Genomic DNA, 15,818 nt, shown 5'->3' on the forward strand with positions numbered 1-15,818 from the left:
CGGGGGCCACCCGGGCCTCGGGTAGGCTGGGTGTGCCCCGGCGTCGGACCGGGGCCCCGCGCCTGTGGCTGAGTGAAGGGCGTGGATGATCCCGTGCCCCCGCAGGGGCGACGAACCAGGCAGCATCTCACTGCCGGACAGGCAACCGCATCGTGACGACTTTCGCGCAACTGGGAGTAGACCAGGACATCGTCGACGCACTGGCCGCACGCGGCATCGTCGATTCGTTCCCCATCCAGGAGCAGACGATCCCGCTGGGACTTCCGGGCCAGGACATCATCGGGCAGGCGAAGACGGGCACGGGCAAGACGTTCGGCTTCGGCATCCCGGTCGTCCAGCGTCTCGGTCCGGCACCCGAGCCGGGGGTGAAGGCCCTCATCGTCGTCCCGACGCGCGAGCTCGCCGTGCAGGTCTACGAAGACATGGACATGCTCACCGGCAACCGCCCGACGAGCATCGTGGCGATCTACGGCGGCAAGGCCTACGAGGGTCAGATCGAGCAGCTGAAGGCGGGCGCGCAGATCGTCGTCGGCACCCCGGGGCGACTCATCGACCTCGCGGGTCAGCGCCTGCTCGACCTGTCGAACGCCACCGAGGTCGTGCTCGACGAGGCCGACAAGATGCTCGACCTCGGCTTTCTGCCCGACATCGAGAAGATCTTCCAGAAGGTCCCCGCTGTGCGGCACACGCAGCTGTTCAGCGCGACCATGCCCGGACCGATCGTGACCCTCGCCCGGCGGTTCATGTCGAACCCGATCCACATCCGCGCCAGTGACCCCGACGAGGGACTGACGCAGGCGAACATCCGTCACCTCGTGTACCGCGCCCACTCGCTCGACAAGGACGAGATCATCGCGCGCATCCTGCAGGCGGAGGGCCGCGGCAAGACAGTCGTCTTCACGCGGACCAAGCGCGCGGCCCAGAAGCTCGTCGACGAGCTGGGCGACCGGGGCTTCAACGCCGCCGCCGTGCACGGCGACATGAGCCAGGAGGCACGCGAACGATCGATGGCGTCGTTCAAGGCCGGCAAGCGGGACGTCCTGATCGCGACCGACGTCGCGGCCCGCGGCATCGACGTCGACGACGTCACCCACGTGATCAACCACACGATCCCCGACGACGAGAAGACCTACCTGCACCGCGCCGGCCGCACCGGGCGCGCGGGCAAGACGGGCATCGCCGTCACCTTCGTCGACTGGGACGACCTGCACAAGTGGGCGCTCATCAACCGCGCGCTCGACTTCGGCCACCCCGACCCCGTCGAGACCTACTCCTCGAGCCCGCACCTGTACGAGGAGCTCGGCATCCCGGCCGGCACGAAGGGCCGCCTCGTCACGGCACCGAAGGCGGCGTCGGCCTCGCGTGAGCCCCGCGGCGACGGATCGTCCTCGCGGCGCCGCGGCTCGAACTCCAGCTCCAACTCCAACTCGGCAAGCGGACCGGCCGAGAAGCGCACCGAGGGTGGTGGCACCCACGACGGCGGCGGCAGCGAACACCACGACGGCCATCCCGCACCGGCGCGCCGGCGCCGGCGGCGGCGGCGCTCGTCGGGCTCCACCGGCGCAGCCTGACCGGCCCGCGCCGGTGCGCCACGCGTCGACCTCTGGTGCGCCGGTCTCTTGCGCGCGGCGGGTAACCCGCTATCTTGAGCGGTGGTGCCGTCCCGGGCGCCGTGAACCCGAACGAAAGGCACTGACGTGCGCTTGCTCGACGCTACCGTGGAATATCAAGGCTACTGGGGGTCTTTTGCTGACCTCATCTGGTGGTTCCTCACCGTCTTCATCTTCTTCGCCTACCTCATGGTGCTCTTCTCGATCTTCGGCGACCTCTTCCGCGACCACAAGCTGAACGGCTGGTGGAAGGCGCTGTGGATCGTGCTCCTCGTGGCCATCCCGGTCCTCTCCGCGCTCGTGTATCTGATCGCCCGCGGGCGTGGAATGGCGGAGCGCAATGTCGCCGCCACCACGGCAGCCCGTCAGGCGCAGGACGACTACATCAAGCAGGTGGCCGGCCAGAGCCCGGCCGATGAGATCGCCAAGGCCAAGGCGCTGCTCGACGCCGGTTCCATCACCGCCGAGGAGTACGAGCGCATCAAGACCAAGGCCCTCGCGCACTGACCAGCGCGCGTCGCGTGGCCTCCGTCGAATGTCGGCGGGGGCCACGCCCGTGAGCGGCACCGCCATGAGCGGGATCCCTGTCAGGGGCGTACGGGCGCCACGCCGCTGCCGCGCTCGATGATGCGGGCGACCATCTGGTCGGTCGTCGTGTTCTCGCCCGGCACGTTCGGCTTTCCCCGACCGTGATAGTCGCTCGACCCCGTGACGATCAGGTCCTTCGCCGCAGCGATCCGGCGCAGCGCCCGCTTGCCCGTCGCGGTGTTCTCGCGGTGATCGATCTCGAACCCCGCGAGACCGAGGCGGATCAGCTCCTCGAGCACGGGCTCGGGCAGCATCCTGTCGCGGCCCGCCGTCGCCGGATGCGCGATGATCGGCACGCCGCCGGCGTCGACGATGAGCCGCACGGCCGCGAACGGGTCCGGCGCATAGTGGGACTCGTAGTAGCCCTCCCGCGGATGCAGGATCCCGGCGAACGCTGCGGAACGATCGACGGCGAACCCGCGCGCGACGAGGGCGTCGGCGATGTGAGGGCGGCCGACGGTGGCGTCGTCGGAGGTCTGGGCGACGACGTCGCTCCACGACAGGTCGTAGTCCCGCGCGATGTTGCGCACGATGCGCTCGGCACGACCCACGCGATCGCCCCGCACGCGATCCATCTCGGCGCGCAGGCCGGCATGCTCGGGATCGAACAGATACGCGAGCAGGTGCACACTGCGCCATTCATGCGCGGCGCTCAGCTCCATGCCCGGCAGCAGCGTGACGCCGAGCGAGGCGGCGGCCTGCGCGGCCTCGCCCCAACCCGCCGTGGTGTCGTGGTCGGTGAGGGCGATCGTCCGCAGGCCGTGCCGGTGCGCCGCCTGCACGACGACCTCGGGCGGTTCGGTTCCGTCCGACCGGAGCGAATGCAGGTGAAGATCACTCGGACCCTCGAACCTCTCCCGCTGGCGCACCCCCCGATCGTAGCCCGCAGCACTCGCGCCGCCGGCCGGCGGCGCCCGCTGTTCTCCCAGCATCCGCGCCTAGAGTCGTCGGCGTGATGCGCACCGTCGGGATCCTCCTCACTGTGCTGTTCGCGATCGCGGCGGCGGTGCTGACCTGGCCGTCGTTCTTCCGCGTCGCGCAGGTGTTCCCCCTCACCCAGGTGGTGGCGTTCCGCACGCCCCTGGCGCTGGCGTTCGGCATCGTCGGGCTGGTGCTGCTTCTGTTCGCGTTCGCCCGCCCCCTGCGCGCAGTGGCGCTGTCGATGGCGCTGATCGCGATCGTCGCGGCGGCTGCCAACGGTGCCCTCATCCTCTCGCGCGGGCTGGGGACGAGCGAGCTTCCGGCCGAGACCGACTCGAGCGTGCGGGTGATGACCTGGAACACCGCCGGAGAGCCGACGGATGCGGCGGCGATCGCGCAGACGGCCGTGGCGATGGGGGCCGAGATCGTCGCGCTGCCCGAGACGGCCATCGAGACGGGCGAGCAGGTGGCGGTGTCGATGCGAGAGCTCGGCAGCCCCATGTGGGTGCATCACGTCGAGTTCGGCACCGACGAGGGCGATGCCCGCACGACGACTCTGCTCATCACGCCCGACCTCGGCGACTACGCCGTGATCGAGTCCTCGCAGGACGGATCGAGCAACACCGGCGTACTGCCCAGCGCCGTGGCGATGCCCGTCGACGGCGACGGCCCGATCGTCGTGGCCGTGCATGCCGTCGCCCCGCGCGAGGACTACATGCAGCGCTGGCGCGACGACCTCTCGTGGCTGGCCGATCAGTGCGCCGACGAGAACGTCATCATGGCGGGCGACTTCAACGCGACCCTCGACCATATGTCTCACCTCGGCGTCGACGGTGGCATCCTGGGGCGCTGCAGCGATGCTGCGGCGAACTCGGGCAACGGCAGCGTGGGTACGTGGCCGACCGCGGTCCCCGCTCTGCTCGGGGCACCGATCGATCACGTCATGTACTCCACCGGCTGGGAGGTCACCGGTTCGATCGTGCTGCGTTCGCTCGATGGCTCGGGCAGCAGCGACCACCGGCCGCTCGTGGCGCAGTTCGAACCCGTGGAGTGATGCCGACGGCCCCGCGGCAGACGCGTGGGAAACTGGGGCGATGACCGCCGACTCCGACACTCCCCCGCTGTCCGCGACCACCGAGACGGCTCCGGTCGTGAACCGCAGGCAGCGCTTCGGCCAGGGCTTTCTCGACGCGATCGGATCCGGGTGGGCGCCCCGGCCGGCCACGACACCGGAGGCCGCGGCCCAGGCGCCCCACGCCGCGGCGAGACGCGCCCAGGTCGCGGCTGCCTTCCCCGGCCGTCGCCTCGTGGTCCCCGCCGGCGGGCTGAGCGTGCGCAGCAACGACACCGACTTCCCGTTCCGGCCCCACTCCGCGTTCGCGCACCTGACCGGCTGGGAGATCGACGCGGAACCGGACTCGGTGCTCGTTCTCGATCCCACGTCGAGGGGCCACACCGCCACCCTGTACTTCCGCGAGCGCGCGGACCGCACGACGCCGGAGTTCTATGCGGATGCCGCGATCGGCGAGTTCTGGATCGGTCCGCGTCCCGCGCTCGCCGAGGTCGCCGGGCGGCTCGGGCTGCAGACCGCCCATCTCGATTCCTTCACCGCCACGGACGAAGACCTCACCGTCGGCGAGGACGACGATCTGACCCGCGTCGTCTCGGAGCTGCGGCTCGTCAAGGACGCGTTCGAGATCGGCGAGCTGCGCGAAGCCGTGCGGGTGACCGCAGCCGGATTCGACGACATCATCCGGGCCTTGCCCGAGGTGATCGCCCACCGCCGCGGGGAGCGGGTCGTCGAGGGCGTGTTCCATCAGCGCGCACGCAGCGACGGCAATCGCGAGGGGTACGACACGATCGCGGCCGCCGGCCCGCACGCCTGCTACCTGCACTGGACGCGCAACGACGGCGCCGTCGCCCCCGGTGATCTGATCCTCATCGACGCCGGCGTCGAGCTCGACAGCCTCTACACCGCCGACATCACGCGCACGCTGCCGGTCTCGGGAACGTTCTCGCCCGTGCAGCGCCGCGTGTACGAGGCGGTGCGCGAGGCCGCCGACGCCGCGTTCGCCGCGGCCCGTCCCGGGGCCAGGTTCCGCGAGGTGCACGAGGCCGCCATGGCCGTCATCGCTGCGCGCGTGGCCGAGTGGGGGCTGCTGCCCGTCACCGCCGACGAAGCGCTCGACGCGGATGCCGGTGGCCAGCACCGTCGCTACATGGTGCACGGGACGAGTCACCATCTGGGCCTCGACGTGCACGACTGCGCCCAGGCGCGTCGCGACATGTACTACGACGGCGTCCTCGAGCCCGGCATGGTCTTCACGATCGAGCCGGGTCTCTATTTTCAGATCGACGACCTGACCGTGCCCGCGGAGTATCGGGGCATCGGGGTGCGGATCGAGGACGACGTGCTGATGACGGCCGAAGGTCCGGAGAACCTGTCGGCGGCGATCCCGCGCACCGCCGACGAGGTCGAGGCCTGGATGGCGCGCCTGCGCCACTGACGTCTGCGCCACTGACGCCGGCGCCACTGACGCCGGCGCTCACCGTTGCGCGCGCCGGTCCTCCCCGCGAGAGCGAACGAACTCCGCGATGGTCGGCGCAAGCGCGGCGCCGATCTCGGCCGGCGATCGTTTCTCCCCCCGCACCTCGAACCCATGGCGGGCGCCATCGACCCAGTGCAGGGTCGCGTCCGGGCACGAGGCCACGACATCCTGCAGCTGGGCGACCGGCTGCACGAAGGGGTCGGCCGTGCCGGAGAGGAACAGCTGCGGAACATCGATCGTGTGCAGGTGGGCGGCGCGCGGTCGTTCGGGTCGGCCCGGGGCGTGCAGCGGATAGCCGAGGTACACGAGACCGGCCACGTCCAGGACCCCCTCGGCGACGGCCATCGAGGCCATGCGCCCGCCGTAGGACCTGCCCGCCGCCCACACCGGCGTCTGCGGGCCCACGCGCTCGCGCAGCGCGGCGCCGACGGCGCTCCATGTGGCGGTCGCCGCGGTCGGTGGTCCCGGCATCCGTCGGCCCGCCTCGCGGTACGGGAACTGAAAGCGCAGAGTCGCGATGCCCCGTGCGTTCAACTGTGCGCAGAGCCCGAGCAGGAACGGGTGCTCCATGCCTGAACCGGCGCCGTGCGCGAGCCCGAGGGCCGCCCAGGCGCCCGATTCCGCCTCATAGACCGCCGAGACCTCGGTCTCGCCCGTCGCGAGCGCGACCCGGATCGTCACCGGCGGTCGTCACGGCCGGTCCCGCCGTCCGCGCCGGATCCCGCATCGTCGCCGGAGCCCTCGCCGCCATCGCGGGCCGTGTCAGCCGAGTCTGCGGCCGGGTCAGCCGAGTCTGCGGGCGGGTCGGCAGCCGGCACGCGCTCGCCGTACCGCGGCGGCTGCTCGACCCGTTCGCCGTACCGCGGGGGCTGCTGCTCACCCTCCGGCTCGGCGACACGCTCGCCATACCGCGGCGGTGCGGAATCGGCCGCGACCGTGGTCGGCCTCGGGGCCGGCTCGGCAGCTGCCGGGGCCGGCTGCTCGGGGGTGCCACGCGAGCCGAGTGCGTCGCGCGCCTTCGCCGCACTGGCATCCTCGACCGTCACCTCGTAGTGATCGGCCACGACCTGCATGACCGAGGCGAAGTCCCGCCGGCGCCGCACGAGGGAGTACGTCACGAGGCTGAGCAGCATCCCGATCGCGATGCCGACGAACAGCACGCCGACGAACGCCTGGATCGGCACCGAAGGAGCACCGAGCACGAGGATCGCGGAGAAGAACAAGCCGATGAGCAGACCGTTGATCGCCCCTGAGCGGGCTGCCGTGGCATAGCCGAGTCGTCCCGTGACGCGCTCGATCGAGCGCAGACCCAGCCCGACGATCGCGATCTCTCGCGCGGGCACCTCACCGGCGATCAAGGTGGACACGGCCTTCTGAGCCGCCTCGTACGTCGGAAAGCTCGCAACGGTCTGCCCGACCTTGTCGCCCCGCTTGCCGGCCTGCATCGGGCCCATCATGCTCATGCGCTTCATTCTCCCACGCCGCCTGCCGCCCGCTCCCCCCGACGTCCGGGCGCGCCCCGCCCGCCCGGCCGTGCCCGGAAGGTCGGCGGACTACGCTGGGCAGGGTGAGCACGCAGAGGGTCTTCGTCGCGCGGCTGGTGGGCTGCGCCGTCTTCGACCCCGCGGGCGACAGGCTGGGACGCGTGCGCGACGTCGTCGTCGTGTACCGCAAGGACGATCCGCCCCGCGTCGTGGGCCTGATCGTCGAGATCCCCGGTCGCCGACACGTCTTCCTCTCGATCGGCCGCGTGACGACGATCGCAACGGGTCAGGTCATCACCACCGGCCTGATCAACGTGCGCCGCTTCCAGCAGCGCGGCGGCGAGGTGCGGGTGATCGCCGAGCTGCTCGGTCGACGGGTGTTCCTGCGCGACGGGTCGGGGCACGCCGTCATCGAGGATGCCGCCATCGAGCGCAACCGGCTGGGCGAGTGGGCGATCGGTCAGCTCTTCCTGCGCCGCCCGAAGACCTCGGCCTCTCCCTTCGCGAAGGGGCCGACGACGTTCGCCGCCTGGAAGGAGGTGCGCGAGAACCAGGTGCCGGGCGAGGCGCAGTCCGCCGAGCAGCTCGTCGCGACCTACTCCGAGCTGCACGCCGCCGACCTGGCATCGACGCTGCTCGATCTGCCCGAGGAGCGCATGATCGAGGTCGCGGACCAGCTGCCCGACGACCGGCTCGCCGACGCCCTCGAGGAGATGCCCGAGGACGAGCAGGCGCACATCCTCGAGCGACTGGGTGACGCCCGCGCCGCCGACATCCTCGATGCGATGGAGCCCGACGACGCCGCCGACCTGCTCGCCCAGCTGCCCGAGGGACGCTCCGAGCAGCTGCTGGAGCTGATGGGCAAGGACGAAGCCGACGACGTGCGCGCCCTCCTGGCGTACGGGCCCGACACCGCCGGCGGACTGATGACGCCCGAGCCGATCGTGCTCTCGGCCGAGGCGACGGTCGCCGAGGCCCTCGCGCTGATCCGCCGCCACGAGCTGCATCCCGCCCTGGCGGCCGCGGTCTTCGTGACCCTGCCGCCGTACGAGACGCCGACGGGCCGCCTGCTCGGTGTCGTCCACTTCCAGCGCATGCTGCGCTATCCGCCCCACGAGCGGCTCGGCACGATCATCGACGATACGCTCGACCCGGTGCGGGCGACCGCCTCGGCTGCCGAGGTGGCGCGGCTGCTCGCCAGCTACAACCTCGTCTCGCTGCCGGTGGTGGATGCCGCCAGGCGGCTGGTCGGGGCTGTGAGCGTCGACGATGTGCTCGATCACCTGCTTCCCGATGACTGGCGCACGAACGACACCGACACGGATGCCGTCGCCGTTCCTGCCGGGCCGGTGGCGCGTTCGGCCGGAACGAGGCGCCACTGATGGCCCGCGTGCGCCGCGACACCCGCGACGCGCTCGACGCGCCGCTCGGGCGCGTGGGCCGACGCGCTCGCCCCTCCGCGCCCTCGCGGGACCGGTTCGGACGGGCGACCGAGTGGGTCGCCCGCAACATGGGCACGCCCTGGTTCCTCGTGGGGCTCTCGGCGTTCTGCGCCGGCTGGATCCTGTGGAACACCCTCGCCGCCGAGGACCTGCGCTTCGACTCGGCCGCCTTCGGCTTCACCGCCCTCACTCTGGTGCTGTCGCTGCAGGCGTCGTACGCCGCCCCCCTGATCCTGCTCGCGCAGAACCGTCAGGACGACCGCGACCGCGTGCAGATCGAGCAGGATCGCCAGCGGGCCGAGCGCAACCTGGCCGACACCGAGTACCTGGCGCGCGAGATCGTGGCGCTGCGCCTGTCGCTGACCGAGATGACCGATGAGGTGGTGACGCGCGACGTGCTCCGCCACGAGCTGCGCGCGCTGCTCGCAGAGGTGGGCGAGCGCGCCGACGACGAGCCCGACGGTGCGCCCCGTGAACGCCCCGCCGCCCGCGAGCGCCCCGCAGGCGCGGACCCGAGGTCGCGTGAGCGCTGAGGCCGCCCCCCGGGCGGATGCCGTGCGCGCGGCGGTCGGGTCCGTGCTCGACCCGGAACTGCGCCGCTCGCTCGCCGAGCTTCGGATGGTCGCGGACGTCGCCGTCGACGACCGCCACGCGGACGTCACGATCTCGCTGACGATCGTGGGGTGCCCGGCATCCGATCGCATCGAACGCGAGGTGCGCGATGCGGCCCTCACCGTGGCCGACATCGACGACGTCGACGTGCATCTCGGGGTGATGACCCCGACCGAACGGGCCGAACTGACCGGCCGCCTGCGCGCGGGGCGCCCCCGCGGGATCCCCTTCACACGCGAGTCGCTGACCCGGGTCGTGGCCGTCACGAGCGGCAAGGGCGGGGTGGGCAAGTCCACCCTCACCGCCAACCTCGCCGTCGCACTCGCCGAGCGCGGCCTGGCCGTGGGGCTCGTGGATGCCGACGTGCACGGCTTCTCGATCCCCGCCCTGCTGGGGCTCGTCGACGAGGCCGGGCGCACCGAGCGCCCCACCCGCATCGACGATCTGATCGTGCCGCCCGTCGCCCACGGGGTGAAGGTCGTCTCGATCGGCATGTTCCTGCGCGAGGGTGAGGAGGGCGCCGCCGTCGCCTGGCGCGGGCCCATGCTGCACCGCACCGTGCAGCAGTTCCTGACCGACGTCTATTTCGGCGACCTCGACGTGCTGCTGATGGACATGCCGCCGGGCACCGGGGATGTCGCCATCTCGGTGGGGCAGCTGCTGCCCCACGCCGAGGTGCTCGTCGTGACGACCCCGCAGCAGGCCGCCTCCGACGTCGCGGTGCGCAGCGCCCTCGTCGCCCGCCAGACCGGGCAGCGGGTGATCGGCGTCGTCGAGAACATGTCGGCGATGACGATGCCCGACGGCTCCCGCCTCGACCTCTTCGGCGAGGGCGGCGGCCGGCAGGTCGCGGCAGCGCTCTCGGAGGGTGAGGAATCCGTGGAGCTGTGGGCGTCGATACCACTGAGCCCCGCGCTGCGAACGGGCGGCGACCGCGGCGTGCCCGTGGTCTCCGAAGACCCCGAGGACCCGGCGGCGCAGGCGATCGCCCAGGTCGCGGCGCGCCTGCACACGGTTCCCCGCGGCCTCGCCGGACGGTCGCTGCCGCTCTCCCTCGGCTGAGGTCCGGCCACCTCGTCGGCCGCACCCGCGGGAATCGCTACGCTCGAAAGACCGACGGCCGCACCGCGCCGTTTCAAGCCGCCCGAACCGGTGAAAGGCGTGATCGCGATGACGACCCCGAAGATTCCCGCCGCCCCTGCCCTGCCCACGGTCGCGGGGAGCACCGCATCCGTGGGGCCCATCGTCGAGACGACGTCCGGCCCGGTGCGCGGGGCGGGTGACGGTCATGTGCACTGGTGGAAGGGCATCCCCTATGCCGCGCCGCCGATCGGGGACCTGCGCTGGCGCGCACCGCAGCCTGCGTCGAGCTGGACGGCGGTGCGCGACGCCAGCCGCTTCGGCGCCGCCCCCGTGCAGACGACGGGCCCCGCCGTCCGGCTGCCCGACGATGTGGAGCGCAGCGAGGACTGCCTGACCCTCAACGTGTGGGCGGCCGACTCGGTCGCGCCCGGCGACGACCGACCGGTCGTCGTGTGGATCCACGGCGGCGCCTACGTGTTCGGCAGCACGTCGCAGAGGCTCTACGACGGTCGAACACTCACCGCCAGCGGCGAGATCGTGCTGGTCACGGTCGGCTACCGCCTGGGCACGCTGGGCTTCCTCGACCTGTCCAGGTTCGGCGACGAGGGTGAGTTCGAGCCGAACGTCGCGCTCAAAGACGTCGTCGCGGCCCTGGAGTGGGTGCGCGCGAACATCCGCGGGTTCGGCGGCGACCCGGAGGCCGTCACCCTCGCGGGTGAATCCGCCGGCGCGGGCATCGTCACGACCCTGATGGCCTCTCCCGCCGCGCGCGGCCTGTTCCACCGTGCGATCGCCGAGAGCTCGCCCGCGACGAGCGTGTACGACCAGGATCGCGCCGAGCGGGTCACCCGCCACGTGCTCGACGAGCTCGGCGTCGCGCCGGCGGATGCCGCTGCGCTTCGCCGGATGCCCGCCGACACACTCGCCGCCGCCGGGATGACGGTCTACTCGCAGACACCGGTATCGGATCCCGGGACGCTCGCGTTCACTCCCGTCGTCGACGGCGACCTCGTCCCCGAACACCCCGTGGACGTCTTCGTCCGGGGCGGTGCGCACCCGGTGCCGCTGCTCATCGGCACGAACCACGACGAGACGTCGCTGTTCACGAGGATGAAGTCGCCGCTGATGCCCGTCTCACCCGAGGCCCTCGCGCAGATGACCGCGGCGCTGAGGGCAGAGCGCACCGACATCCCCGACATCCCGACCGACGCCGAGATCCAGGTGGCCTACGCCGGTCTGGCACCCGCGCGGCGGGGTCCCGCGATCTCGCGCGACCTCGGCTTCCGCATGCCGACCCTCTGGCTCGTCGAGGGCCACGCCGCCGTCGCGCCCACCTACCTCTACCGCTTCGACTGGGCGACGCCGATGCTGCATCTGCTGCGGATCGGTGCCACGCACGCGACCGAACTGCCGTACCTGTGGGGAAACATGGTCGGCGGGCGCAGGGACATCACGTTCCTGCTCGGTGGTCTGCACACCGGGCGCCTGCTCGGCGCACGCATGCAGGCGCGGTGGATCGCGTTCGCGACGGGCGCGGCACCCGACGCCGGCGAGGCGGATGCCGCGTGGCCGGCCTACGACCCGGACTCCCGCGCGACGCTCGTGATCGATCACACCGATCGGCTCGAGCCCGACCTCGACGCGCCCCTGCGCGAAGCATGGGGCGACACTCCGCTGTCATTCAGCTGAGCCGCCGGTGGCGTCAGGTGGCCTCGCTGTCGAACGGCGGAGGTGCGCCCGGTTCGCGCACGGACGCCTTCCGCCCCTCGACGGCCGTCTCACCCGACGCTGCCCGGGAGGCCGCGAGCGCGGCGGCCGGGTCCGCCGACACGGGCTTGACCTGCGGACCCGGGTTCATCTGCGGAACCGTGGCATCATCGAGCAGCGCTTCACGGATGATCCGCCGCGGGTCGTACTGACGCGGGTCGAGCTTCTGCCAGTCGACGTCGTCGAACTCGGGCCCCATCTCGTCGCGGACCCGGGTCTTCGCCCCCTGCAGGAAGTCCTTGACGCGCACCGTCAGGTGCGCGAGGGACTCCGCGTATCTCGGCAGACGCTCGGGGCCGACGAGCAGCGCGGCCAGCACGCCGATCAGCAGCAGCTTCTCGAACGTCAGGCCGAAGAACATGGATTCAGGTTACCCGCCGCGCCTGCCGTCCCGGCCCGTCCACGGACCGTACGCTGGAGGACGGAGGAGCGCGTGAGCGAACACGAATCGAACTGGCGGTACGCCACCGAGCAGGTGGCCGAACCGGACGCGATCGCGCGCGCCCGCGCGCACTCGCTCGAACTCGGCGTGACCCCGGTCTCACCGGCCGTCGGCGCACAGTCGGCCGTGCTCGCCGCGGCCAGCGGCGCCCTGAACCTCGTCGAGATCGGCACGGGAGCGGGCGTCTCGGGACTCTGGCTGCTGCACGGTGCCCCACGCGGCGTGCTCACCACCATCGACGCGGAGCCCGAGCATCTGGCCGCCGCACGGCGCGTGTTCGCCGACGCCAAGATCCCGCCGGCCCGCGCGCGTCTGATCACCGGGAGGGCAGCGGACGTTCTGCCCCGGATGAACGAGTCGGCATACGACATCGTGCTGGTGGATGCCGATGCTGATCACGTACTGGACTACGTCGAGCACGCGCTGCGCCTGGTTCGCGTCGGCGGCACGGTGCTCGTCCCGCGCGTGCTGCACCACGGACGCGTCGCCGATCCCGCCCAGCGCGACGCAGTCACCGCCGCCTACCGCACACTCATCGCCGAGACACGGGAATCGGATGCGGTGCTCTCGTCGCTGTCGATCGTCGGCGAGGGTCTGCTCCAGATCACCAAGATCACCGAGTAGCGATCACCGCATAGCGATCACCGCGTAGCACGTACCCGCGACGGGCCGAGACGATCGGTCGTGAAGGCCGCCACCCGCACCGATGACGAGGGGCCGGTCCCGCCGTGGCGGTTCCGGCCCCTCGTCGTCGGTCGGGTCAGGCGCCGACCACGCCCGAGAGCACGTCGTGAAGTTCCTTCGCCTCGGCGTCATTGACCGATACGACCAGACGACCGCCTCCTTCGAGCGGAACGCGAACGATGATCAGGCGCCCCTCCTTCACGGCCTCCATCGGTCCGTCGCCGGTCCTCGGCTTCATGGCTGCCATTGCGGGCCCCTTTCATCACGTCATATCGAATCACCAGTTTATCGCGACCGACGAGCGGTATACGGCCGTCAGGGGATCTGCCAGAAGGCGACGCCCTGACCGTACATGTTCCAGATCCACCACCACTGCCCGATGAGACACGCGACGAGCACGCCGCCGCGCCACCAGAGCGAGCGGGGCAGCGCCGCGGCGCCCCACAGCGGCGACAGCGGAAGCAGCAGCCGGAAGATGCTGGACTGCGGCAGGAACACCGCGACGAGGTAGATCAGATAGCTGGCCGCCCACAGGCGCAGCTCGGCTCCCAGCCGCCGCACGTGCGGCTCGAACAGCAGCAGGGCCGCCACCGCAGCCACGACGACGACCGCGACGACGACCCCCCACCCGGGCGGCGCTCCCCAGACGGTCTCGACCCAGAACCGGGCTCCCTGCATCCACCCCTCGAACGGCACGAAGCCCGCCTCCTCGCCCGTCCACGTGCGCCGCCACGCGCCCTCGGTGTCGAAGTAGGCGGTGGGGCTGCCGGTCGCGAGCGCGGCGATCACCGGCCACGCGAACCCCACGATGCTGGCGACTGCCCCCGCCGCCACGATGGCGGCGATCTCACGAGGGGGCAGCGCGTCGCTGCGCCGACGGACGAAGCGCAGGATGCCGACGAGGCCGAGGAACAGCGCGAAGGCGAGAACACCGGGCCGGGTGAAGCCCATGACCGGCACCAGCACGAACAGCCAGGCGTACCGGCGGCGCACCACGCACCGGATCCCGAGCAGCAGCAACAGCAGGAACAGCGACTCGGCGTACCCGACCTGCAGCAGTGGAGACAGCGGTGCGGCGGCGAAGAACACCACCGCCCATGTGGCCGCGACGGCATCCATCCTCTCGCGCAGCAGCGCGAACAGCACCACGCACGCCAGGTATCCCGCCGCGAGCGACACCACGAATGCGCCGACGGGCCAGCTGCCGAACGGCAGCCCGACGACGGCCGCCACGTGGGGGAAGACGGGCAAGAAGGCCCAGGCGTTCTCGGCCACCTGCCCCGTCTCGGTCAGGGGCAGCTCGGCGGGATAGCCGGCGACCGCGATCAACCAGTACCACTGCGCATCCCAGGCGACGACGAACGCCCCGAGCCCGCCATCCGATCCCACGCGGGAACCCGGAGCGGCGAGCGCACCTGCGAGCAGGAAGAAGCCGGTGGTCGCCGTGCGCGCCGCCAGGTAGATCAGCGCGATGCGCACCCATGCCGATGCGGCGACGCCCGCAGCGTCGGTCCGCGGTCTCACTCCGTCAGCCACGCCCGCAGCCCGCGCTCCACGGCGTCGATCTGCGCGACCGGCACGCGTTCGTCGTCGTGGTGGGCCAGATGCGGATCGCCCGGACCGTAGTTCACGGCGGGCACACCCATCTCGGAGAAGCGGGCGACATCCGTCCAGCCGTACTTCGGCCGCGGCTCGGCACCCACCGCCGCGAGGAACTCCTGCGCGAGCGGCGCATCGAGGCCCGGTCGGGCGCCCGGCGCACGATCGACGACCTCGAGCGGGAACCCGGCGAGCACGTCGCGCACGTGACGTTCGGCGTCCTCCATCGTGCGGCTCGGGGCGAAGCGGTAGTTGATCTCGACCTCGCAGGCGTCGGGGATGACGTTGCCCGCGATGCCGCCCCCGATGCGTACGGCGTTCAGCCCCTCGCGGTAGTCCAGGCCGTCGACGGTGATCGTGTGCGGCCGGTACTCCGCCAGACGAGACAGGATCGGCGCCGCCTTGTGGATCGCGTTCTCGCCGACCCATGCCCGCGCCGAGTGGGCCCGCACTCCCTCGGTGCGCACCACCAGGCGCAGGTTGCCGTTGCAGCCGCCCTCCACCTGACCGTTGGACGGCTCGCCGAGCACGGCGAAGTCGGCCTCGAAGAGGTCGGGCCGGGTGCGGCTGAGCCGATTCAGCCCGTTCAGCTCGGCCGCCACCTCCTCGTGGTCGTACCACATCCACGTGATGTCCGAGCGGGGCTCGGTCAGCTGCTCGGCCAGACGCAGCTGCACGGCGACGCCCGCCTTCATGTCGACCGTGCCACGTCCCCAGATGACCCGCTCGCCGTTCTCGACGATGTCGCGCGTGGGCACGTTGCCGTTGATGGGGACGGTGTCGATGTGCCCCGCGATGACGACGCGGTGCGCGCGACCGAGGTGCGTCCGCGCCACGATCGTGTCACCCTCGCGCACGACCTCGAGGTGCGGCAGCGAGCGCACCGACTCGTGGATCGCGTCGGCCAGCGGCGTCTCCTCCCCCGACACGCTCGGGATGTCGCACAGCACGCGCGTGAGCTCGGCGGAGGACAGGGAGAGATCGAGCGCACGCATGAGGCCCAGTCTACGAGCGGGCGCCGGATGACACCGGGCGGG

General features: G+C 71.7%; 16 protein-coding genes. 9 read left to right on the plus strand and 7 right to left on the minus strand.

Going from position 1 to position 15,818, the window contains the following annotated elements:
* Positions 1-152: 152 nt before the first annotated feature.
* Entirely contained in the window at positions 153-1,571 is a 1,419-nt protein-coding gene (locus M4I32_RS02900) for a DEAD/DEAH box helicase (protein WP_319032989.1), read from the plus strand.
* 126 nt (positions 1,572-1,697) lie between these two features.
* On the plus strand, positions 1,698-2,117 hold the full coding sequence (locus M4I32_RS02905; protein WP_319032990.1) for an SHOCT domain-containing protein: 420 nt from the start codon (positions 1,698-1,700) through the stop codon (positions 2,115-2,117).
* Between the two features lie 80 nt (positions 2,118-2,197).
* On the opposite strand, the gene M4I32_RS02910 is transcribed toward M4I32_RS02905, so the two are convergent.
* Positions 2,198-3,067, minus strand: a complete 870-nt coding sequence (locus M4I32_RS02910; RefSeq protein WP_319032991.1) for a PHP domain-containing protein — start codon at positions 3,065-3,067, stop codon at positions 2,198-2,200.
* An 83-nt stretch (positions 3,068-3,150) separates the two neighbouring features.
* Here M4I32_RS02910 and M4I32_RS02915 point away from each other — a divergent pair, with 83 nt between their 5' ends.
* Together M4I32_RS02915 and M4I32_RS02920 are read left to right on the plus strand one after the other, a co-directional pair.
* The gene (locus M4I32_RS02915) at positions 3,151-4,173 is read left to right on the plus strand and encodes an endonuclease/exonuclease/phosphatase family protein (protein WP_319032992.1); all 1,023 of its coding nucleotides are present in this window, start codon (positions 3,151-3,153) and stop codon (positions 4,171-4,173) included.
* A gap of 40 nt (positions 4,174-4,213) precedes the next feature.
* Positions 4,214-5,626: an aminopeptidase P family protein gene (locus M4I32_RS02920; RefSeq protein WP_319032993.1), complete on the plus strand. Its 1,413-nt coding sequence runs from the start codon at positions 4,214-4,216 to the stop codon at positions 5,624-5,626.
* 39 nt (positions 5,627-5,665) lie between these two features.
* Here the strand turns inward: M4I32_RS02920 and M4I32_RS02925 are convergent, their stop codons facing one another.
* Positions 5,666-6,349: an alpha/beta family hydrolase gene (locus M4I32_RS02925; RefSeq protein WP_319032994.1), complete on the minus strand. Its 684-nt coding sequence runs from the start codon at positions 6,347-6,349 to the stop codon at positions 5,666-5,668.
* Complete coding sequence (locus M4I32_RS02930; RefSeq protein ID WP_319032995.1) at positions 6,346-7,131, minus strand: general stress protein; 786 nt, start codon at positions 7,129-7,131, stop codon at positions 6,346-6,348. The genes M4I32_RS02925 and M4I32_RS02930 overlap by 4 nt, the downstream gene beginning before the upstream one ends.
* A gap of 104 nt (positions 7,132-7,235) precedes the next feature.
* Here M4I32_RS02930 and M4I32_RS02935 point away from each other — a divergent pair, with 104 nt between their 5' ends.
* The 4 genes from M4I32_RS02935 to M4I32_RS02950 all read left to right on the plus strand — a co-directional run bounded on the left by M4I32_RS02935 (position 7,236) and on the right by M4I32_RS02950 (position 11,978).
* On the plus strand, positions 7,236-8,534 hold the full coding sequence (locus M4I32_RS02935; RefSeq protein ID WP_319032996.1) for a magnesium transporter MgtE N-terminal domain-containing protein: 1,299 nt from the start codon (positions 7,236-7,238) through the stop codon (positions 8,532-8,534).
* Positions 8,534-9,127: a DUF1003 domain-containing protein gene (locus M4I32_RS02940; protein ID WP_319032997.1), complete on the plus strand. Its 594-nt coding sequence runs from the start codon at positions 8,534-8,536 to the stop codon at positions 9,125-9,127. Before M4I32_RS02935 ends, M4I32_RS02940 begins: the two co-directional genes overlap by 1 nt.
* Positions 9,117-10,268, plus strand: coding sequence for an Mrp/NBP35 family ATP-binding protein (locus M4I32_RS02945; RefSeq protein WP_319032998.1), 1,152 nt, complete (start codon positions 9,117-9,119; stop codon positions 10,266-10,268). The genes M4I32_RS02940 and M4I32_RS02945 overlap by 11 nt, the downstream gene beginning before the upstream one ends.
* A 108-nt stretch (positions 10,269-10,376) precedes the next feature.
* Complete coding sequence (locus M4I32_RS02950) at positions 10,377-11,978, plus strand: carboxylesterase/lipase family protein (RefSeq protein ID WP_319032999.1); 1,602 nt, start codon at positions 10,377-10,379, stop codon at positions 11,976-11,978.
* Positions 11,979-11,991: 13 nt separating this feature from the next.
* Here M4I32_RS02950 and M4I32_RS02955 read toward each other — a convergent pair whose 3' ends face one another.
* Complete coding sequence (locus tag M4I32_RS02955) at positions 11,992-12,417, minus strand: Sec-independent protein translocase TatB (RefSeq protein WP_319033000.1); 426 nt, start codon at positions 12,415-12,417, stop codon at positions 11,992-11,994.
* A 72-nt stretch (positions 12,418-12,489) separates the two neighbouring features.
* Between M4I32_RS02955 and M4I32_RS02960 the strand changes: the two genes are divergently transcribed.
* The gene (locus M4I32_RS02960) at positions 12,490-13,122 is read left to right on the plus strand and encodes an O-methyltransferase (RefSeq protein ID WP_319033001.1); all 633 of its coding nucleotides are present in this window, start codon (positions 12,490-12,492) and stop codon (positions 13,120-13,122) included.
* Between the two features lie 136 nt (positions 13,123-13,258).
* Here M4I32_RS02960 and M4I32_RS02965 read toward each other — a convergent pair whose 3' ends face one another.
* The 3 genes from M4I32_RS02965 to dapE form a co-directional block, all read right to left on the minus strand.
* Entirely contained in the window at positions 13,259-13,429 is a 171-nt protein-coding gene (locus M4I32_RS02965; RefSeq protein ID WP_319033002.1) for a DUF3117 domain-containing protein, read from the minus strand.
* Between the two features lie 68 nt (positions 13,430-13,497).
* Positions 13,498-14,706 (minus strand): hypothetical protein, encoded by a 1,209-nt coding sequence (locus M4I32_RS02970; RefSeq protein WP_319033003.1) that lies wholly within the window; start codon positions 14,704-14,706, stop codon positions 13,498-13,500.
* The gene (gene dapE / locus M4I32_RS02975) at positions 14,703-15,776 is read right to left on the minus strand and encodes a succinyl-diaminopimelate desuccinylase (RefSeq protein ID WP_319033004.1); all 1,074 of its coding nucleotides are present in this window, start codon (positions 15,774-15,776) and stop codon (positions 14,703-14,705) included. Before dapE ends, M4I32_RS02970 begins: the two co-directional genes overlap by 4 nt.
* Positions 15,777-15,818 lie beyond the last annotated feature (42 nt).

Origin of the sequence: Microbacterium sp. LRZ72 (assembly GCF_033792225.1) — a bacterium.
Lineage (GTDB): Bacteria > Actinomycetota > Actinomycetes > Actinomycetales > Microbacteriaceae > Microbacterium.

Excerpts from the sequence above, each read along its gene's own strand:
- M4I32_RS02920 (WP_319032993.1), top strand. The coding sequence starts at position 4,214 with ATGACCGCCGACTCCGACACTCCCCCGCTGTCCGCGACCACCGAGACG.
- M4I32_RS02930 (WP_319032995.1), bottom strand. The coding sequence starts at position 7,131 with ATGAGCATGATGGGCCCGATGCAGGCCGGCAAGCGGGGCGACAAGGTC.
- M4I32_RS02940 (WP_319032997.1), top strand. The coding sequence starts at position 8,534 with ATGGCCCGCGTGCGCCGCGACACCCGCGACGCGCTCGACGCGCCGCTC.
- M4I32_RS02950 (WP_319032999.1), top strand. The coding sequence starts at position 10,377 with ATGACGACCCCGAAGATTCCCGCCGCCCCTGCCCTGCCCACGGTCGCG.
- M4I32_RS02955 (WP_319033000.1), bottom strand. The coding sequence starts at position 12,417 with ATGTTCTTCGGCCTGACGTTCGAGAAGCTGCTGCTGATCGGCGTGCTG.
- M4I32_RS02965 (WP_319033002.1), bottom strand. The coding sequence starts at position 13,429 with ATGGCAGCCATGAAGCCGAGGACCGGCGACGGACCGATGGAGGCCGTG.
- dapE (WP_319033004.1), bottom strand. The coding sequence starts at position 15,776 with ATGCGTGCGCTCGATCTCTCCCTGTCCTCCGCCGAGCTCACGCGCGTG.